The organism is Ruegeria sp. HKCCA5463, assembly GCF_013034175.1.
GTDB lineage: Bacteria > Pseudomonadota > Alphaproteobacteria > Rhodobacterales > Rhodobacteraceae > Ruegeria.
On sequence record NZ_WQFL01000002.1, the window covers coordinates 17,177 to 36,872 of the forward strand.

The following is a 19,696-nucleotide window of genomic DNA, read 5'->3' on the forward strand; positions in this document are numbered from 1 at the left end:
GACACGTCCAGCCTGTTTGCGGCAATTATGACAGTTGTTCCACCGCCCAGCGCGCCGCCTCTGCCACGGTCTCATCCGGGTCTTCCAACAGACGCTGAGCCACTGTTTTCAGTTTCGGCTGTCCCGAGTTTCCAATGGCATACAGAACATTGCGCACGAACCGGTCCCGGCCGATTCGTTTGATCGGCGAGCCGGAAAACTTTGCACGAAAAGCGGCATCGTCCAGCGCCGCCAGTTCTTCCAAACCGGGCGCTTTCAGATCGTCCCGGGCGGCATAGCGCATATCGCTCGCTGCGACGGCAAACTTGTTCCATGGACAGGCCGCCAGACAATCGTCGCAGCCATAGATCCGATTGCCCAACTTTCCGCGCAGCTCATGGTCCACCGGGCCTTTATGCTCAATGGTCAGGTATGAAATGCACCGCCGTGCATCCAGTTGATACGGGGCCGGAAACGCATCGGTCGGGCAACTGTCCAGACAGGCGCGGCACGACCCGCAATGATCGATCTCTGAATTGTCCGCCGGTAGGTCCAGAGTAGTGAAAACAGACCCTATAAAGGCCCAATTTCCCCATTCGCGGCTTACAAGATTGGTGTGCTTGCCCTGCCACCCCAGTCCGGCGGCATATCCCAGCGCCTTCTCGGGAACCGGAGCGGTATCGACGAATACCTTTACCTCACCTCCGGCTTCGGCAATCAGCCATCGCGCCAAGCGCTTCAGCCGCTTCTTGACCAGATCATGATAGTCCTTGTTCTGCGCATAGACCGAAATTGCACCACGATCCGGGTGTTTCAGGATCTCCGTCGGGTCATGTTCCGGCGTATAGCTTTCAGCCAACATGACCACCGATTGCGCCTCAGGCCAAAGCGCGGCAGGATCGCCACGCCAATGCGTACGCTCGGCCATCCATCCCATTTGCCCGTGGTACCCGGCGTCCAGATAGGCCCGCAAGCGTTTCGGCACCTGTGGAACATCCCAAGGGCGGCACACGCGACAGGCAACAAACCCCTCTGCCTGGGTTTGTTGCACCAGCTTTTCCTTAAGATCCGATCCGCTCTTCATCTGGCCAAAATATCCTCGGGGGGAATCGCGCCCTTGGCGCGATGGGGGGCAGACAGCCCCCCCTTGCGCACCCTATCAGAAATCCAGATCAGCGTAATGGGGCGGCGGTCGGAACCCCGGCACCTGATCCGCCAGAATTGACCGAAATGCCGGTCGAGACTTGATCTTGGCATACCAGTCCTTGACCACCTGGCTGCGGTTCCAGTCCACGTCCGAGATGTAGTCCAGCGAAGACAGATGCGCCGCGGCCGCGAAATCCGCCAATGTCATCTGATCCCCGGCCAACCAACGGCGGTGATCCAGCAGCCACGCCATGTAATCCAGATGGTATTTGATCGCCTTGGCACCCTGTTTAACGTTCTTGCTGTCCGGATACCCCTGTCCTGTCACCTTTTTGTTCACTCGCTCATACAACAGCTTCGATGTCACCTCGTGGTGAAACTTGTCGTCGAACCACCCGACAAGGCGTCTTACTTCAAACCTGGCTTCGGGGGTTTTCGGCATCAAAGCTGGCTCAGAGCGGGTTTCTTCGATGTATTCGCAGATCGCAGCGCTTTCCGACATGATCTGCCCGTCCAGACGCAACACGGGTACTTTTCCCGCCGGGTTGCGCCGCAGAAAATCAGGATCCTGTTCCCAGTATCGCTCTTCTACCAGCTCAACCTCGATCTTCTTCTCCGCCAGCGACAGGCGGACCTTGCGACAATACGGAGAGAGGGGAACGTGAAACAGACGCGCCATGGACTTCCATTCGAACAAGTGAATACCCGACAGATTTAGCCTTGGCAGATAGCGGGTTTCAATCCTCGAAACAATCCGCGCGACCATCTGCGCGGATGGTGGCCGCCCCATCGAGGATCGAAGCCGCCCGTCTGCGGGTCCGCGCAGTCGGATCCGTGACCGACCGGTTGCGCGGGGACGGCAGGATTGCGGCAATCCGCGCCGCTTGAACAGAAGTCAGCTTTGCCGCGCTGGTGTTGAAATAGCGTTGCGCCGCAGCTTCGACCCCGAATACGCCATTTCCGGTTTCGGCGACATTCAGATACACCTCAAGAATACGCTTTTTGCTCCAGAATATTTCAACCACCGGCGTGATCGAGGTTTCCAAAGCCTTGCGCACCCAGCTGCGACCCTGCCAGAGGAACACATTCTTCACCACCTGTTGCGTGATGGTCGAGGCACCACGATTGCCGCCATCCTCAAGCGCGTCGCGGATGGCTTCTACGTCAAAGCCCCAATGCAGGCAGAAATTTGCGTCCTCGGCTGCAACAACTGATCTTGCCATGATCGGTGCCATGTCTTCGATCGGAACCCATTCGCGTTCAACCTTTCCCAGCCGGCGCCATTCCGACCAGATGGTGTGGGTGACAGGAGGGTTCACCACCGAATAAATCAGGACCAGAGCAACCACGAGGCCCAAAACCGCCATGACCGCTCGCGTTACCCAGCGGCGGATCTGCCGCGCCACTGGTTCCTTCTTTCTGGATGCCTTGCGTTTTTTTCCGCCGGATTTGCGGGCTGCTTTCTTCGCCATGTCTCAGCTATACGACGCAAGGTTCCGGTTTGAAACGGCCTAAATCGCGAAAGCGCGCGCCTCGCGCGGATGAACGATCGGGCGCGCGGTTTTCAGCGACATCGGATCAAGCCCGGTCAACTCGGGAAACAAGTGCAGAACTTCGCTTTGCGTTTCACGATCCGAGGCCGACAACGCATGCCCGGGATAATAGCTTTCACTTTTTGCTCCGTTGGCGAAAACAATCTCATGCTGTTTGAACAACAGGTGGAAATATTCAACCTCACCGCCCTCGACCCGTTTCACGGTGTCATCGTTGACCAGAGTATGCGCCGGAACCAGCGCTTCGGTATGGCCGAACAGATAGGACGCCTGCCAGTCTTCGATCAGCATCCGGTGCTGCGGTGAAACCAGCAATGGGCGATCCAGACCAAACACCCCGGCATCGAAACGGATTGGGGCCAATTTGCCTTCGGCTGCGACGGTTGTACACCCGACCCAGATCAAGGGTTGTGGCCCGTGATCCACCGTGATGACCAGATCACCAGCCTTCAAACCCTCAACCGCGCGCTCACCTTCCGGCGTCGCGATCATGGTCCCTGCCGTAAAACACGGCGGTCCCAGATTTCCGACATTCAGGGGGCCTTGTGTGTTGACGAAAGTGGTCGACACCAGCGTTCCGGGCTGAAGCACCTGGCCGTCTGTGGGGGTGAAAGCCCGAGACCCATCGGCCAGGTAGAAAGTGGTTCCTGTATAGGTCACGTTCCCAACGCCTGACACGTTGATCGTTACAGTATCGCCTGGCCAGGAATTTGTAACGTCTTGACCGTTGACCGTGTCACCACTGGGCGCGTCAATAAGATTGTCATCATTCGCATCAGTCAGGGTGAAATTGCTGACCGCGACGGCCGTTCCCGCTGGTGGCGGGCTTGCGGGATCAAAGGTGAAGAACTGATCGCGATATGTCGTTGGCATCCTGTTGCCCCTACTCTGTCACCATTAGAAACCGAAACAGGCAATGGCTATCACTACAAGGTGAAAAAAGCATGGCGAAATTCGGAAGAACAGGCAAGAATCCCACCGAAACCGCACAAAAACTGTGGCCCCGCGTGCTGCAAATGGCACGCGGGGCCGGTTTTTTGGTGGAATTTCGGCTTACTCCGCCGGAACTGCCGTGGCTTCTTCGCTCAGCGGGTGGCTGAGTTTGTTGAGCATTTCTTTGGGACAAACCTGTAAGAAGTTGCCCTTTTCCACATCCCAATGCTGGAGAATATCCGCAGCCTTGCGGCTGTAAGTCTCCTCGGCGTGACGCGTGATCAGGGCTTTCAATTGATCCACCCAATGGTCCACGGTGACCGGGCAGGTAACAAGCGTTTCCTTGTTCATCAACGCTTCGGCCTTGCCTTCAGGATCATACAGATATGCCATGCCACCGGTCATCCCGGCACCGAAATTGGCCCCGATATCACCAAGAATCACGGCCACACCGCCGGTCATGTACTCACACCCGTTCGAGCCACATCCTTCAACCACAACTTTGGCGCCCGAGTTGCGCACGGCAAACCGTTCACCCGCGCGGCCGGCCGCAAACAGATGGCCGTCAGTTGCACCGTAGAGAACCGTGTTGCCGATGATTGTGTTGTCGTCTGCCTTCAGCGGGCTGACCTGCGGCGGGCGCACAACGATCGTGCCGCCAGACAGGCCCTTGCCCACATAGTCATTGGCATCCCCCGACACTTCCAGCTTCAGACCCGGGGCAGCGAAAGCCCCCAGAGACTGACCGGCCGAACCCTGGAGTTTCACGTGCAGGTGGTCATCCTGGAACGTGTTCCGCATGCCGAAGTTCTGCACAATGTGGCTGGAAATACGGGTTCCGACGGTCCGGTGCGTGTTCTGGATGGCATATGACAACTGCATCTTCTCGCCGTCCTTCAGGAACCGCGCCGCATCGCGCACGATCTCGGCATCCAGCGTGTCGGGCACGGCGTTGCGGTCCTTGTCGCGATTGTACACGATGTTATGCGCACCATCGACGGTGATCAGCAGCGGATTGAGATCCAGATCGTCCAGATGCGCCGAGCCACGGCTGACCTGAGCCAGCAGGTCGGCACGGCCGATGATTTCATCCACGGAACGCGCGCCAAGGCTGGCCAGCAGCTCGCGCACTTCCTGAGCGTAGAAGGTGATCAGGTTGACGACCTTGTCCGCGTTTCCGGTGAACTTGGCGCGCAGGCTTTCGTCTTGCGTGCATACACCAACCGGACAGGTGTTCGATTGGCACTGACGCACCATGATGCAGCCCATCGCAATCAGCGCAGCGGTGCCGATCCCGTATTCTTCGGCCCCCATCATCGCAGCCATGACAACGTCACGTCCGGTCCGCAGACCACCATCGGTGCGCAGAGTCACACGATCACGCAGGTTGTTCATCGCCAGAACCTGATGCGCCTCGGTCAGGCCCATCTCCCATGGCAGACCGGCATATTTGATGCTGGTCGCGGGTGAGGCACCCGTACCGCCATTGTGACCCGAAATCAGGATAATATCCGCTTTCGCCTTGGCCACACCGGCAGCAATCGTGCCAACGCCCGAAGACGCCACCAGTTTAACCGTCACCTTGCAGCGCGGGTTGATCTGTTTCAGGTCATAGATCAGCTGCGCTAGATCCTCGATCGAGTAGATGTCATGATGCGGCGGCGGAGAAATCAGCGTCACGCCCTTGGTCGAGTGACGCAGGCGCGCGATCAGATCGGTGACCTTCATGCCGGGCAGCTGGCCGCCCTCGCCGGGCTTGGCACCTTGGGCCACCTTGATTTCCAGCTCTTCGCACTGGTTGAGGTATTCGGCGGTCACACCGAACCGGCCCGAGGCCACCTGCTTGATCTTGGCCGAGGGGTTGTCGCCATTCGGCTCGGGCACGAAGTGTGCAGGATCTTCACCACCTTCACCCGAGTCGGATTTCGCTCCGATCCGGTTCATGGCCACGTTCAGCGTCTTGTGCGCCTCGGGGCTGAGCGCGCCCAGTGACATGCCCGGCGTGACGAAACGCTTGCGGATTGAGGTGATCGATTCCACCTCTTCGATCGGTACCGGTTTGCCCAATGGTTTGAAATCCATCAGGTCGCGCAGATGGATCGGCGGGTTCGATTGCATCTTGGCAGAATACTGTTTCCACAGCTCATAGGACGCCTTGTTGCACGCCATCTGCATCATATGCATCGAGGTCGCTTCCCACGCGTGGGTTTCACCCGATTGCCGCGACTTGTAGAAACCACCGATCGGCAACACGTCCAGACCACTGTTCCAGCCCTTGGCGTGGATTTCTTCGGCCTTTGCCTGAATACCGGTGACGCCGATGCCGGAAATCCGGCTGGTCATACCCGGGAAGTACTCGGCGACCATCGCGCGGCTAAGGCCAACAGCCTCGAAATTCAGACCGCCGCGGTAGGACGAGATCACCGAGATCCCCATCTTGGCCATGATTTTCAACAGGCCCTGGTCGATGGCTTCGCGGTAGCGCGCAACATTTTCGGTCAGTGTGCCGTCCAGCAGCCCACGATCGATACGATCGGCCAGCGAGTCTTCGGCCAGATAGGCGTTCACAACGGTCGCGCCACAGCCGATCAGAACCGCAAAGTAATGCGGATCGACACATTCAGCCGAGCGTACGTTCAAGGAACAGAACGTCCGCAGGCCCTGACGGGTCAGGTGTGAGTGCACTGCGCTGGTGGCAAGGATCATCGGCATCGCCACACGATCTTCACCCGAGTGCATGTCGGTCAGCACCAGATGCCCTGCGCCAGACCGGACAGCCTCTTCAGCTTCGGCTCTGACACGGGCCAAAGCAGCGCTCAGCGCGCCTTGACCAGGCTCAAAGCTGCAATCGATCTCGGCCAGCGGAGCATTGAGGTTCCCAACCAGTTCATCCCATTGTGCGTTTCCGACAAAGGGGCTTTCCAGAACGATGATCTCGGTCTGGCTGCTGTCCTCATCCAGCACGTTCTTCAGGTTCCCGAACCGGGTTTTCAAGGACATGACGCGGTATTCGCGCAAACTGTCGATCGGCGGGTTGGTGACCTGGCTGAAATTCTGCCGGAAGAAATGGCTGAGCGGGCGGTATTGCTTGGACAGAACCGCCGAGGGCGTATCGTCACCCATGGACGCCAGCGCCTCTTTGCCATCTTCAGCCATAGGCGCAAGAATCTGCTCCAGCTCTTCGACTGAATAGCCTGCCGCGATCTGGCGCTTGCGCAGATCTTCACCCGAAAAAATCGGCTTTTCGGTCACGCCTGCCAGCGCCTCGTCCAGATCGTTTATCTTGCCGACCCATTCGCCAAACGGCAATGCGCTCGCCAGCTTGTTCTTGATCTGGGTGTCGCGATACAGCTTGCCCTTTTTCATGTCGACAGCCAGCATCTGACCGGGGCCCAGCGCGCCTTTTTCGGTCACTGTGGACTCATCAATCGGCACCATGCCGGCCTCGGATCCCGCAATGACAAGACCATCGCCAGTCACGACGTAACGCATCGGACGCAGGCCGTTGCGGTCCAGCCCAGCACAGACCCAGTGGCCATCCGTCATGGCCAGCGCGGCGGGGCCGTCCCACGGCTCCATCACCGAGTTGCAGTAAGAATACATGTCGCGCCACGCCTGCGGCAGTTCCACCGCCTGCTTGGACCAGCTTTCCGGAACCAGCATGGTTTTCGCCATCGGGGCCGAGCGACCCGCGCGCACCAGAACCTCAAAAACAGAGTCTAATGCGGCCGAATCCGACGATCCTCCGGCGATGATCGGCTTGATATCCTCGGCATAATCCCCAAATGTCGAGGACGCCATGCGGATCTCGTGGCTTTTCATCCAGTTGATATTGCCTTTCAGCGTGTTGATCTCGCCATTATGCGCCAACATGCGGAAGGGCTGCGCCAGCCACCATTGCGGGAAGGTGTTGGTGGAATAGCGCTGGTGGTAGATTGCGAAGGCGGATTCAAACCGTTCGTCCATCAGGTCGGGATAGAAGACAGCAACCTGCTCGGCCAGCATCATACCCTTGTAGATGATTGAACGGCAGGACAGCGAAGCCAGGTACAGCCCGGAAATACCGGCGGCTGAGGCGGCCTTTTCAATACGGCGACGAATGACATAGAGCTCGCGCTCGAAGGTCTCTTCGTCCACACCTTTGGAATTCGAGATCAGGATCTGCTCGATCTCGGGCCGGGTGGCGTTGGCTTTTTCACCCAGACAGGTGACATCGACCGGCACGTGACGCCAGCCATAGATGTAATAGCCCATGCGCAGAACTTCGCTTTCCACGATGGTCCGGCACTGTTCCTGTGCGCCAAAGTCGGTGCGCGGCAGGAAAACCTGACCAACAGCGATCAGTTCGTCCAATTTGGGCTCGTGGCCTGTGCGCCTGATCTGATCGTAGAAAAACGAAACCGGAATCTGCACGTGAATGCCCGCGCCATCACCGGTCTTGCCGTCAGCATCAACCGCGCCGCGGTGCCAGATCGCCTTGAGCGCGTCGATACCGGCGTCCACAACCTTGCGCGACGCTTTCCCATCCACGGACACAACGAGACCCACACCGCAGGAAGAATGCTCTTCTTCCTCGGAATAGAGACCATTTTCAGCCATCCATTTGCGCTTGGCTTTTTCGGCCCGCACCCAATCGGCATCATATTTGGTCATTGGCTGTCTCCTTCGTCAGAGGGGGCGTACATGGCTTCGACCTCGGCTTTGGTCATCTGCCGGCGTTCGCCTGCGAACGCGTAGCCCTGGGGCTTTTTGTCGATGTAAAGTTCAAGTTTCAGTGGGTTGCCTGCGGCGTTGTCAAACAGACCTGCCGCCATCTGCGTCTGGCCGTGCATCTCGCCCGGAAGCGTGATCCGATACCAAAGCGCCGAGCCGCAATCGGCGCAAAAGGCGCGCTCGGCCCAGTCAGAGGAAGTGTAGGTTTTGACCGGTCCAAGCGCGGCATAGCCTTCTTCGGCCTGAAATGTCACCAGCATGGAACTGGTCCAGCGCCGGCACTGGTCGCAATGGCAGGCCCCCAGCGCATCCCGCGCCGGAGTTGCCGTCACCGTGACCGCGCCACACATGCATTGGCCTTGCAATTCAGGCATTTCGAAGCCTCCTGATCGCCGGGATTATTCGGCCGCAACGGCAGATTTGGCATTGAAGCGTTCGATGATCGCACCAGCGCAGTCACGACCGTCCCGGATCGCCCAGACCACCAGCGAGGCACCGCGCACGATGTCACCGATTGCATAGACTCCGTCCATTTCGGTCTCGCCGGTTTGGAACGCCGCCTTGATCGTACCCCAGCGGGTGACCGGCAGATCAGGTTGTCCGAACAGCGTCGGCAGGTCTTCAGGTTCGAATCCAAGCGCCTTGATCACAAGATCGGCGTCTTCGACATAGTCCGCGCCTTCGATCACTTCGGGGGCCTGACGACCGGATGCGTCTGGCTGTCCCAGGCGCATCTTCTGAACGATGACACCATTGACCGTGTCTTCACCCGAGAACCCCTTGGGCGCGCTGAGCCATTCGAAGATCACGCCTTCTTCCTCGGCATTCTGCGTTTCACGCTGTGACCCCGGCATGTTGGCCCGGTCCCGGCGATACAGACATTTGACAGAAGTCGCGCCCTGACGGATCGAAGTGCGCACGCAATCCATCGCAGTGTCACCGCCGCCAATCACGACGACTTTTTTGCCGTCGGCGTTCAAGCGACCGTTGTCGAATTCTTCGACCTGGTCGCCAAAGCTTTTCCGGTTCGAGGCTGTCAGGAAGTCGATCGCCTTTTCGATCCCGGCCAGACCGCTGCCCGGCATTGCCAGGTCGCGCGACTTGTAGACACCGGTCGCAATGATAACGGCATCATGCCTGGCCCGGATTTCTTCGAACTTGGCCGCATCCACGTCGCAATTCAGAACAAACTCGACCCCACCATCAGCCAACAGGTCATTGCGGCGCTGAACAACGTCTTTTTCCAGTTTGAACCCCGGAATGCCATACATCAGCAGGCCACCGGCCCGGTCATAGCGGTCGTATACCGTGACCTGGATACCAGCCTGGCGCAGCATATCCGCAGCGGCCAATCCACCGGGGCCAGCACCAATGATACCCACGCTTTCAGCGCGTTCGGCCGATGGAGCAACCGGCTGGACCCAGCCTTTTTCCCATGCGGTATCCGTTATGTATTTCTCGATCGAACCAATCGTGACCGTTCCATGGCCCGACTGTTCGATCACGCAGTTGCCCTCGCACAGGCGGTCCTGCGGACAGATGCGCCCGCAGATCTCGGGGAAGGTATTGGTGGCCTGACTTACCTGATAGGCTTCTTCCAGGCGCCCGGTCGCAGTCAGGCGCAACCAGTCGGGAATATTGTTGTGCAACGGGCAATGCGACTGGCAGTACGGAACACCACATTGGCTGCACCGACTCGCCTGCTCGGCTGCTTTTTCATCGGCGAACTCGGAATAGATCTCGTCAAAGTCGTCCTTGCGGTCATTGGCAGCACGCTTTTCCGGCATGACGCGGTCGATCTGCACAAATTTCAGCATCGGTTGCTTGGCCACGGGTCAGACTCCATGAATTGGCTAGGTTCCGTTTCTTTACGGGATGCGCTTTTGGATGAAAAGTCAATTATGCTGACCTAAATTGAAAAAATGCAGCGCGCCTTTAAGAAAAGTGGAAAATAATTGGAATTTTTAGATCCGATTCGGACCTATATGCGCGCTTTCCTTTTTTCCATCGCCCTTATACCCATAACCCACAAAGAACACGTGGCAGCAGCACGGCAGGGCAGATGAGTTTGTTTCACCTGATTCTCGTAGCAATCATTCAGGGAATCACTGAGTTTTTGCCCATATCCTCATCTGGTCACCTGATCCTGCTGCCCAACCTGTCGGGGTTGCAGGATCAGGGTCAAGCCATTGATGTCGCGGTACATGTGGGAACCCTGGGCGCCGTGGTGCTGTATTTCCGGTCAGATGTAAAACAGGCCCTTGCCGGATTACCGCGCGCATTGACCGGACGGGCGGATACACCGCAGGCCCGGCTTGCTCTGGGCCTGATCGTTGCAACTGTTCCTACCGTGATCGCGGGCCTCATTCTGCATGTCACCGGGTTGAGCCAGGCCATGCGCTCGATCACGGTCATCGGATGGACAATGCTGGGTTTCGGTCTGCTGCTGTATTGGGTGGATCAGAAGGCTCCTGAAACCAAAGAGGCCGAAAACTGGGGAATACGCGACGCGCTGATCATGGGTCTGTGGCAGGTTCTTGCCCTGATCCCAGGAACGTCCCGTTCCGGGATAACCATAACCGGCGCGCGGCAATTGGGATATACCCGTGAAGACGGCGCGCGGATCGCGATGTTGATGTCGATCCCGACAATCCTGGCGTCGGGCACACTGCTGGCATTGGATGCCGTGCGCGGGGCCGATATGCAACTGGCCCGGGATGGGGCCATTGCGGCGCTGCTTGCCTTTCTTTCGGCCCTGCTGGCGCTCAGCCTGATGATGCGGCTTCTGCGCAGCGTCAGCTTCACACCCTACGTCATCTACCGCGTCATTCTAGGCGTGATACTTTTGATCATGGCCTACAGCTGATCAGATACGCAGGTTTTTGGCCGAGTTCTGAATGTCGTCATACTGACCCGAGGGGCGGAATTTCCACAGGTATTCCGGCAGTACCGATTCCAGCGTGGTCGGCACGATACCAAGGTCTGTAAAAGACTTTGCGCCCTCGGCGACAACATTGTCGTGACGCAGGTTCTTAAGCTGATCGCGCGTCAGAATGTTGTTGGGGAACAGCTGGAAGCTGACAAATTTAACGATATCCAGCACACCCGCCATAATCCGCGCGGCAAAGAACGGCAGGCCGATGATGACGCGGCGACGGTGAATCACTTCAAGCATCTGCTGCATCAAGACACGAAAGGTCTTAACCTCGGGGCCGCCAAGCTCGTAAATACCCGGCTCTGCCTGCCCCAGAACGCCTTTGACGGCAGCCTGCGCCACATCGTCTACGTAAACGGGCTGGAATTTTGTCTCGGCCCCGACCAGAGGCAGGAACGGTCCCATGCGGGTCATTCCGGCGAAACGGTTGAAGAACTGGTCTTCGGTGCCAAAGATCACCGAAGGACGCAGGATCACAGCGTCTGGCATATGCTTCAACACGCCCGCTTCACCATGTGCTTTGGTCCGGGAATACGCGCTGGCTGAATTCGCATCCGCACCGATGGCCGAGATATGAACCATCCGCTTGATGCCCTGCTCGGCCGCCAAACGCGCGATGCGTTCAGCTCCTTCGGCCTGAACGGTATCAAACCCGTTCTTGCCAAGCTCGTTCAGCACACCCACGCAGTTTACAACCGCATCGGCGCTCTGCATCGCCAGCGCCACCGAGGCGTCATCCCGGATATTGCACAGCACCGGTTCGACCTGACCCACGGCACCATAGGGTTTGACGAACATGGCCTCGTTCGGGCGACGTACAGCCACCCGGACACGCCACCCCTCTTTCGCCATGCGCCGCGCGATGTAGCGACCGACAAATCCCGATCCGCCAAAAATCGTCACCAGTTTCGACATGAGAGGGCTCCTGCTGAGAAATTGCGCCCTAGAACTAGCGCCCGCAGGCCAGTCAAACAAGGCGCTAATTCGCCGCGACGGCGTTGAAAACCATGCGTGGAAAACACCGGCCGGGAACCGAATTCAAAAAACTTAAAAAAATCTCACCGAATCTGGTTGACGCCCCCCGCGACTAGGCTTAAACGCCCCTCCACGACACCTGCCCAGGTGGCGGAATTGGTAGACGCGCTAGCTTCAGGTGCTAGTGTCCGTATGGACGTGGAGGTTCGAGTCCTCTCCTGGGCACCAAATATCCCCACAAGATGTTGAAACACAAAAATTTTCTTTGCAGGCATCAAAATACCCCCTGATTTATCTCCCGACTTTTCGCAGATAGATCTGTAGGTATTGGTTGGTATCGCGCAGCTTCCAAGCTTCGGCAGAATCGTCCGCTGACTGCAGCTGAGTTGTTAGGTTTTGTTAAGGTTGTTCCGCCCGTTTCAATGGTCCTAATGATCAAAGCCAAGGCTGCGCAATCTACAACGAGACGGATAGCCCAAATCGATTATGAGTCGTATCCTCCGCACAACCGGCGCAAGCGGGTCACTGACGGAAAAGCACCGCAAAGCAGTAGTGCATCTCAGTCGAGCAAATTTCCGATCCGGCCCCAAAGTAACCAGGTGCTGCAGTCCGCGATAACGACGTCAACGCGCAGAAACCAGACACTGCAAAATCCGGCGTTCGGCCCACAGCAGAACTTGACTCTTACTTCGAACAACGGCGGCTTTGAACCACACCAACTCACAAGGAGAAGTAGGCGCAATTCTCATTCCGCCACCAGCGCGACAACGGCTTCGCGTGGTTCGGAATGGCGGTTTTTGGCCGGACGTTGTTTGTTGAATGTTCTACGATACACCAAAGCGAACACGGGAGGGGTGAAGTAGAAAGATACAACGGTTGATAACAGAACGCCGCCTGCGATTGCTACGGCGAATGGTGGCCAAAATGCACCTCCACCCAATATCAGGGGTAAGAAGCCGCCAAAGGTCGTGACCGTTGTCGAAATAATGTGACGGCTGGAACCAGTAACTACGCGAGCCATGGCTGCGCGATCTCCCTGGCCGGCCTCTCGGTCTTGTTGTAACCCGGTCAAAATAATGATCGCCGCGTTGATCGAAACCCCTATTGAGCCGATGACCCCGATGATTGCCGTTATTCCGAACGGGAATTGCATGACGGCCAGCGACAGCAGTGAAAGGCCTGCAGACAAAACGCACACGACCAAGGTCACAAGGGTCAGCCGGAACGAGTTGAAGGTCAGAACGATCGTCGCGATGGAGAGTGTGACGATCAACCCGACAGAGGCAAGCAAATTTCCCACGGTATTGGATCGGGCATCACTGTCGCCGCCTAAGGACATCGAATAGCCTTGAGGCAACACAAACCCGGACGCATCAAGCGCTTCCAATATGTCCTGCAAAGCCTCTTCGGGTAAAACACCAGGTACGATAAACGCCTGTATGGTGTTTTCTCGCACGCCATCCGTTCGAGTTATGACGCTTTCTGCAGGTTCGATTATGGGTCTGGCTAGTTCTGACAACGGCACAGCAGGGAGAATTCCTGTCGCGGATATTTCGGCAGCGTTCGGCAGTAGAATGGGCATACTGACAATCGCGCTTAGATCTGATCGCACCTCGTCACCCAAACGAACGCGCACCGGCAACTGCTCAGTCCCTTCGATCAGTGATCCACCGGTTGTGCCAACAAGCGCCGTGTCCAGCTGACCCGCTATATCCGCCACGTCCAGCCCCAGCAAACGGGCTTTGACCTCATCAATCTCGAACCGGATTTGAGGGTTGCCGCCGTTCACACTGGCACGCGCCTGCGTCACCAGATCGAGATTGGCCATTACTGAACGCACCTCGTCGCCCAGATTACGTAATACCGAGATGTCCTGCCCCTGAATTTTGACTTCAACCGGTGCGGCGACCGGAGGACCCTGAACAAGATTGCGCACGATGATCTGCGCGTCAGGAAAGTCGATATCCAGACGGCTCTGCAACGCTCCGACAAGGCGGGCCGCATCGTCGGCCGTGTTGGTCGTGATCATGGCCTGTGCAAAACCGGGCTCGCGCGAACGGTTGCCAACGATGTTGTAGTAGAATGCCGGGCCGGACTCTCCGACTGTCCAGTAGACACTCTTAACACCTTCATCTGCCAGTAGCATTTCGTCAATCTGGCGCGCGGTCGCTTCGGTGGTGGAAATTGATGTTCCACCCGGCATGTCGACCTCGACATAGAACTGGTTTCGGTCGACGCCCGGGAAGAATTGCGCAGTAAGCGTTGGAAAGGCCGCGAAGCCAAGCACGGGCAAGACCAGTGCCAAGGCGATGGATCGCACCGGATTAGCGACTGACAATCGAATTGAGGCCTCGAACATTCGGGCAAGCGGCGGGATGCTGATGCCGCGGCTCAGCATTCCTGCGTCGGGGCGGTCCGACAGTAGCCAGCCCGCAATCGCCGGGGTCACCGTCAAGGCCACAACAAGGGACCAGACAAGCATAAGCACCACGGCGATAGCGATGGCACCGACAAAGTCGCCTGCGGGTCCCGGCAGCAAGATCATCGGCGTGAAGGCAAGCGCCGTTGTCACGGTCGATGCCAGCAGTGGCGCGGCCAACCTGCGAACAGCATCCCGTACGGCTGCTAGCCGATCCATCCCATCCTGCAGACGACGTCGAATTTCATCGGTCATGACGATGGCTGCGTCAACGAGCAGACCAAGGGCAACAATCAGGCCCGTCACGGACATCTGATGAATTGGCAATCCAATCATGTTCATCGTCGCCAGAGTTGCCAATGAGACAACCGGCAATACCAAAGCCACAATCCCAGCTGCCCGAACCCCCAACGTAACAAACAAAACTGCCACGACCAGTGCCACGCCAATGGCCATGTTGATCCCAACCTCTGACAAACGATCCGTCGTGTACTCGCTTTGATCAAACAGCAGTATTTCCTGCATGCCCAAAGGTACCGATGCGGCGCCGGCCTCAAGCTCATCCCGAAGAAAGCCCGTCCAACGGTCGATCTGTACCCCGTCCTGCGCCAGAACTCCTATCAAAACCGAGGGCTTTCCGTTGGCAAACGCGATTGAGGGCTGCGGTTTGCGCGCGCCCCGGTCTACGCTGGCAATATCTCCGAGCTGCACCACGGCACCGTCTGCATTTTCTCGCAGGACGATGCTTCGAATGCGGTCCAAAGTCTCAATTTCTCCGCTTATGCCTATTGTCAGGTCGACATCGGACTGCAACCGCCCGGATTGAACCTTCCCATCTGCTTCTGCAATCCGCTGGGAGATCTCGGCAGCGCTGAGCCCAAGCGCAGCGGCCTTGTCCATATCGACATTTACGAGCACTTCTTCTTCCGGCTGACCGAAATAGTCCACGGCTCGCGTAGAGGGTATCGCGCGCAGCCTGTCACCCAGAGCTTCGGCATGCCGCGAAAGCAAAGTTAACGGGAAGTCCGGATCCTCGGCCGCAACGGCAATGACAGCAGAATAGGCAGAAATACCCTCGGCATCGAATTCCGGCGGCAACACTCCACTCGGAAAGTTCTGTCGAGCATCTTCAACGGCATCCCGAGCTTCGGCCCAAACCTGCTCAATGGTTGCTTCATCCAGCGTCTCCAGCAACTCTACCGAAACGACCGATACGCCCGACCGGGATACAGAGCTGATTTCATCCACCTCGGCAATTTTCCGAAGCTCTTCTTCGATTTCTGTGGTAACCAACGCTTCGACCCGTTCAGGGTCTGCACCAGGGAACTGCGTCGTCACAGTTGCGAAGAGGTTGGTAATCGTTGGGTCTTCCTGCCGTCCCAGCGACAGGAACGAAGACAGACCTGCAGATACAAGCACCAAAATGATGAGGGCAACCAGCCGGGGGTGGCGAAAGGTAAGGGTTTCCATCAGATCGCTCCGTTACTCGCCAGTGTTGAAGGCGACGCGCTGACCGACGGTTACACGCTGCGGCCCTTGGTCGATCAGGACGGTGCCTTCCGGAAACGTGCCACGCACAAAGACACGGTCATTTTCAGCATGCAGAACTTCGACCGTCGCCAGGCGCACAATCTTCTGCGCGTCAGCAACCAGCAGTGTCCATTGCCCACGCGTACCTTCTTTCAAGGATGTCGTGGGCACCCAGGTTCCCGCACTCTGTACGGGATCAATTATATGCACACGAGCGGTCTGCCCGAAGGCAACGTCCGGCGCGTTCCTCAGATCGAAAAGTGCGGTTCTGGTGCGGGTTACCGGATCAATGTCGGGCCGCAAGGTTGCAAGGTTAGCCCGATAGCTTTGACCAGCGATCTCGATTTCAACATCTGTCAGAAGCGCCGGGTCAACGTCGAGTGGGATACCGATCCGAACCTGCGGCGACACGACCTCGACCGTACCCAGAACCAGTTCGCCCGAGCGCAGAGTTTCACCGCCGTCCACGTGTCGCGCGGTTACTTGACCAGAAAACGGAGCCTCAATGCTGGATTTCTCGATCCGAACGGTTACGTCCCGCAGCGCTGCATCCAGTTCCCCAATTCTAGACAACAATTCATCTTGTCGGGAAAGTGCCTCATCTAAGCGAGCTTGACTGGTAAAGCCTTGTTCGATGAGTTTCGCGTTTCGCTCGACCGTTTTCTCGGCAAATGAAAGCTGGGCTGCAATGGCATCACGAGATGCCGTCAGTCGGTCGCGTTCAACTTCCAACAGAGCTACGTCCAACGTTGCGAGAAGTTGGCCCTTAGCAACCTCGTCACCCTCATCCACCAGAATTTGATCAAGCGTCCCATTCAATTCGAAAGAGATATCTGCCGAACGCTGAGGCTCGACCTGACCGATGAACACACGGTCGACTGTGTAGGCGCTTTCGGACGTGATTGGTGTGGCGGAGACCGAGGTTACGGCAGCGGCATCTGGCGCCGGTACAGCATCTGCTCTGCGCGTCAGCTCCGATGCACCGAAGTAAACTGCGGCCGCTGCAACACCTATGAAGCTAACGGTCACCCCGACACGCACGGTACCGCGTAAAACACGCAAAAAAAGGCTCGGCTTGGTCTCTTCAGTAAAGTATTTCGCGGGACTTGGCATTTGCGGACCTCATCAAGTTAGCATCTCTAACATATGTTAGAAGTTCTCACTTTGACAAGGGATACGTGATCTGGCACATGTTGGATCATGACCAGCATAGAAAAAAGTCACTCAACAATCAGCCAGGCGACAGGTCAATCGGTGAGCAAGAAAGCCTATCATCACGGCGATCTCCGCGCTGCACTGATCGAAGCAACCCGACAGTTGGTTGAAGAAAAAGGTCCGGACAGTTTTTCCGTTTCCGAGGCCTGTAGAAGGGCTGGCGTATCAACCGCGGCACCTTACAAGCACTTCAAAGACAAGACAGAAATGTTGGTCGCCACTGTCCTTGAAGGAATGGATCGGCACCGAGACAAAATGCTTGCCGCACTGGAAGGCGTTCCCGAAGGATCTCCCGAGCGCATTACTGCCATCGGGATGGAGTATGTTGCCTTCGCGTTAAATGAGCCTGGGATCTTCAGACTGAAATTTGGCGGCTTCACAGATCGCATCGCGGATCCCCGGTTGGAGGAAGGTGGCCAGCAAAGTTTCGGGATTCTTTTGACTGAGGTAGCAAAGTGTCTCGGTGAACCGGGAATCACAGACGAAGTTCGCCGCCGTGGTTTTTTGTTGTGGAGTTTCGTGCACGGGCTGTCCTTCATTCTGCATGACAAAGGGCTTGCTGAGAAAGGCGAAGATTTCGATCTTCATACCCTTCTTGAGGACGTTTCGGAAAGAATGCTGAGTTGAGCGTTCTCACGCCAAAACGAACTTGACCAAGCGCAGATAGCAGACAATCTAAGCCGCTATCACGCCTACGCGTAAACGATTGCTCTGGTTCACATAGAAGACATTTTTGGACAGCGCAGCGAATGTCCGCTATCCACAAATCGCAAGGTCTCATCGTGAATGCCGGCTTGGGATTGAGCTAGTGTTACCAGATAGGGTCTATATCAGAGTTTTCAGTCCAATACTTCCGTTTCTCAACCTGGAATTATATAGGCGCGTTTGTTAGCTGGGAACTTCTGCAGGCACCAAGATCGTCATTCCTGCTCGGTCTGCTACGGCCATGATTGCCGGAATGTCTGGCGGTCCATCTGGCGCCGGAATTTCTGTCGTACCATCAGGCATTGCTTCACCAGCTTCAGTAAAGAAAGTGTCATGCATCGCGCCAGGGGCGTTTATGCAAAGTAGCCGGCCAGGCCGTTCCCCAGTACACGTAAAGGCGTGCACTGCGCCGTCCGGAACTTTGACGAAGTCACCACTTTTTGCGCTGATTGTCTCACCATTCACAAAGAACTCGAATTCACCATCAAGCACATAGAAGCTTTCGTCTTCGCCAGCATGATGATTGGGTGGCGCACCGGCACCCGGCGCCGTCTTTATCTCAACGATTGTGCAACGATCTCCGGTCTCACTGGGAAAGGCGTGAAAAGTCAGAAGGTTTCCTAGAAGATGATAAATTCGCGGGCGAGGTTCAGCCATTACTTCAACTCCCTTTACTTGAAACACACTGCCCTTATGATACATATATCTACTAATGAGACAAGTGTATCATAAAAGGCTTGGTATTGGCGTCGCGTACAAATCAAATTAATCGAACACGAGAAGCACTTCTTTCAGCTGCACGTGACTTGATGTCGGAAGGCAAAGAAGTCACGCTGGCAAAAGTCGCTGAGCGTGCCAAAACCAGTCGTGCGACGGTCTATCGTTACTTTTCTGACCCAAGTGTCTTGGCTTTGGATGCGACGCTCGATCTTGAAGTTACTCCAACTTCAGAACTTCTCGAGGGGCTGAATAACGTCAGGAGCCGCGTACACGCCGTTGCGCGCTACTATCTGGATTTTTCTCGGGTTCATGAGGCGCACTTCCGGCAGTTTCTTGCTGAATCACTCAAGGCATCACTTGAAGATGGAACTGTCAAAATGCGTGGCGCCAGAAGAGTGGCGGCTTTTTCGGAAGCACTTGCACCAGTTCAGCCATTAATGAAGCCGAAGGAAATTGACGACCTGGCAAAGCGATTGTCCATGACGACGGGCATGGAACAACTTATTATTCTGGAAGACATTTTGCGAGTGGACGAAGCAACCGGTTACGAACTTCAGGAAGGTTTGGTCGACGCTCTGTTGGATCGGTACTTACCAAAAAACTGAGGCAGAATTCAGATGCCGACTTCATCCCAAAACTGCTGGAAAATAGACACCAGTTAAACGTCCGCTTTGGATTGACTGTGTGCTTCGCGACGAAGAACGCGAACGGCCGTTTTGACCGCATCTCGGACGTTAACTGCGCCTTTATTAAACGGCTGCTTTGCGGAGGAAGCGGCCAACACAGCCTGTAAATGCAAGAGGCCGCCAACGCGTCGACAAGCCGCTGAGAGAGACGAAAAAGCACGACCCTTCGGACCGCTGGCGTCCGGTT

At 56.8% G+C, this 19,696-nt stretch carries 14 protein-coding genes and 1 tRNA gene; 4 read left to right on the forward strand and 11 right to left on the reverse strand.

Going from position 1 to position 19,696, the window contains the following annotated elements; translation table 11 throughout:
- Positions 1-25 precede the first annotated feature (25 nt).
- The 7 genes from queG to GOW09_RS06175 all read right to left on the reverse strand — a co-directional run bounded on the left by queG (position 26) and on the right by GOW09_RS06175 (position 10,156).
- Positions 26-1,063 (reverse strand): tRNA epoxyqueuosine(34) reductase QueG, encoded by a 1,038-nt coding sequence (queG, locus tag GOW09_RS06145; RefSeq protein WP_171116603.1) that lies wholly within the window; start codon positions 1,061-1,063, stop codon positions 26-28.
- Positions 1,064-1,138: 75 nt separating this feature from the next.
- Complete coding sequence (locus GOW09_RS06150; protein WP_171117253.1) at positions 1,139-1,804, reverse strand: glutathione S-transferase family protein; 666 nt, start codon at positions 1,802-1,804, stop codon at positions 1,139-1,141.
- A gap of 58 nt (positions 1,805-1,862) precedes the next feature.
- Positions 1,863-2,597 (reverse strand): monofunctional biosynthetic peptidoglycan transglycosylase, encoded by a 735-nt coding sequence (gene mtgA, locus GOW09_RS06155; RefSeq protein ID WP_171116605.1) that lies wholly within the window; start codon positions 2,595-2,597, stop codon positions 1,863-1,865.
- Between the two features lie 39 nt (positions 2,598-2,636).
- Positions 2,637-3,551 (reverse strand): Hint domain-containing protein, encoded by a 915-nt coding sequence (locus GOW09_RS06160; RefSeq protein ID WP_171116607.1) that lies wholly within the window; start codon positions 3,549-3,551, stop codon positions 2,637-2,639.
- Between the two features lie 180 nt (positions 3,552-3,731).
- Positions 3,732-8,264 carry a glutamate synthase large subunit gene (gene gltB / locus GOW09_RS06165; protein WP_171116609.1) on the reverse strand — a complete coding sequence of 1,511 codons (4,533 nt, stop codon included), beginning with the start codon at positions 8,262-8,264 and terminating at the stop codon, positions 3,732-3,734.
- The gene (locus GOW09_RS06170; protein WP_171116612.1) at positions 8,261-8,698 is read right to left on the reverse strand and encodes a GFA family protein; all 438 of its coding nucleotides are present in this window, start codon (positions 8,696-8,698) and stop codon (positions 8,261-8,263) included. The genes gltB and GOW09_RS06170 overlap by 4 nt, the downstream gene beginning before the upstream one ends.
- A gap of 24 nt (positions 8,699-8,722) precedes the next feature.
- Complete coding sequence (locus GOW09_RS06175) at positions 8,723-10,156, reverse strand: NAD(P)-dependent oxidoreductase (RefSeq protein ID WP_171116614.1); 1,434 nt, start codon at positions 10,154-10,156, stop codon at positions 8,723-8,725.
- Positions 10,157-10,386: 230 nt separating this feature from the next.
- On the opposite strand from GOW09_RS06175, the gene GOW09_RS06180 reads away from it, so the two are divergent.
- Positions 10,387-11,190 (forward strand): undecaprenyl-diphosphate phosphatase, encoded by an 804-nt coding sequence (locus GOW09_RS06180; RefSeq protein ID WP_171116616.1) that lies wholly within the window; start codon positions 10,387-10,389, stop codon positions 11,188-11,190.
- On the opposite strand, the gene GOW09_RS06185 is transcribed toward GOW09_RS06180, so the two are convergent.
- On the reverse strand, positions 11,191-12,174 hold the full coding sequence (locus tag GOW09_RS06185; RefSeq protein ID WP_171116618.1) for a complex I NDUFA9 subunit family protein: 984 nt from the start codon (positions 12,172-12,174) through the stop codon (positions 11,191-11,193).
- 201 nt (positions 12,175-12,375) lie between these two features.
- Between GOW09_RS06185 and GOW09_RS06190 the strand changes: the two genes are divergently transcribed.
- A tRNA-Leu gene (locus GOW09_RS06190) sits at positions 12,376-12,462 on the forward strand.
- Positions 12,463-12,979: 517 nt separating this feature from the next.
- Here GOW09_RS06190 and GOW09_RS06195 read toward each other — a convergent pair.
- Together GOW09_RS06195 and GOW09_RS06200 are read right to left on the reverse strand one after the other, a co-directional pair.
- Positions 12,980-16,123, reverse strand: a complete 3,144-nt coding sequence (locus tag GOW09_RS06195; RefSeq protein ID WP_171116620.1) for an efflux RND transporter permease subunit — start codon at positions 16,121-16,123, stop codon at positions 12,980-12,982.
- A gap of 12 nt (positions 16,124-16,135) precedes the next feature.
- Entirely contained in the window at positions 16,136-17,245 is a 1,110-nt protein-coding gene (locus GOW09_RS06200) for an efflux RND transporter periplasmic adaptor subunit (RefSeq protein ID WP_217360256.1), read from the reverse strand.
- 138 nt (positions 17,246-17,383) lie between these two features.
- On the opposite strand from GOW09_RS06200, the gene GOW09_RS06205 reads away from it, so the two are divergent.
- Positions 17,384-18,025, forward strand: a complete 642-nt coding sequence (locus GOW09_RS06205; protein WP_171116624.1) for a TetR/AcrR family transcriptional regulator — start codon at positions 17,384-17,386, stop codon at positions 18,023-18,025.
- A 261-nt stretch (positions 18,026-18,286) separates the two neighbouring features.
- Here GOW09_RS06205 and GOW09_RS06210 read toward each other — a convergent pair whose 3' ends face one another.
- Complete coding sequence (locus GOW09_RS06210) at positions 18,287-18,760, reverse strand: cupin domain-containing protein (protein ID WP_253282584.1); 474 nt, start codon at positions 18,758-18,760, stop codon at positions 18,287-18,289.
- Between the two features lie 86 nt (positions 18,761-18,846).
- Here GOW09_RS06210 and GOW09_RS06215 point away from each other — a divergent pair, with 86 nt between their 5' ends.
- The gene (locus tag GOW09_RS06215; protein WP_256368147.1) at positions 18,847-19,428 is read left to right on the forward strand and encodes a TetR/AcrR family transcriptional regulator; all 582 of its coding nucleotides are present in this window, start codon (positions 18,847-18,849) and stop codon (positions 19,426-19,428) included.
- Positions 19,429-19,696: the final 268 nt, after the last annotated feature.

Bases quoted from the DNA above. Each gene is read 5' to 3' on its own strand.
- GOW09_RS06170 (WP_171116612.1), bottom strand. From the start codon at position 8,698: ATGCCTGAATTGCAAGGCCAATGCATGTGTGGCGCGGTCACGGTGACG.
- GOW09_RS06150 (WP_171117253.1), bottom strand. From the start codon at position 1,804: ATGGCGCGTCTGTTTCACGTTCCCCTCTCTCCGTATTGTCGCAAGGTC.
- GOW09_RS06185 (WP_171116618.1), bottom strand. From the start codon at position 12,174: ATGTCGAAACTGGTGACGATTTTTGGCGGATCGGGATTTGTCGGTCGC.
- GOW09_RS06195 (WP_171116620.1), bottom strand. From the start codon at position 16,123: ATGGAAACCCTTACCTTTCGCCACCCCCGGCTGGTTGCCCTCATCATT.
- queG (WP_171116603.1), bottom strand. From the start codon at position 1,063: ATGAAGAGCGGATCGGATCTTAAGGAAAAGCTGGTGCAACAAACCCAG.
- GOW09_RS06180 (WP_171116616.1), top strand. From the start codon at position 10,387: ATGAGTTTGTTTCACCTGATTCTCGTAGCAATCATTCAGGGAATCACT.
- GOW09_RS06205 (WP_171116624.1), top strand. From the start codon at position 17,384: ATGACCAGCATAGAAAAAAGTCACTCAACAATCAGCCAGGCGACAGGT.
- gltB (WP_171116609.1), bottom strand. From the start codon at position 8,264: ATGACCAAATATGATGCCGATTGGGTGCGGGCCGAAAAAGCCAAGCGC.
- GOW09_RS06210 (WP_253282584.1), bottom strand. From the start codon at position 18,760: ATGGCTGAACCTCGCCCGCGAATTTATCATCTTCTAGGAAACCTTCTG.
- GOW09_RS06160 (WP_171116607.1), bottom strand. From the start codon at position 3,551: ATGCCAACGACATATCGCGATCAGTTCTTCACCTTTGATCCCGCAAGC.
- mtgA (WP_171116605.1), bottom strand. From the start codon at position 2,597: ATGGCGAAGAAAGCAGCCCGCAAATCCGGCGGAAAAAAACGCAAGGCA.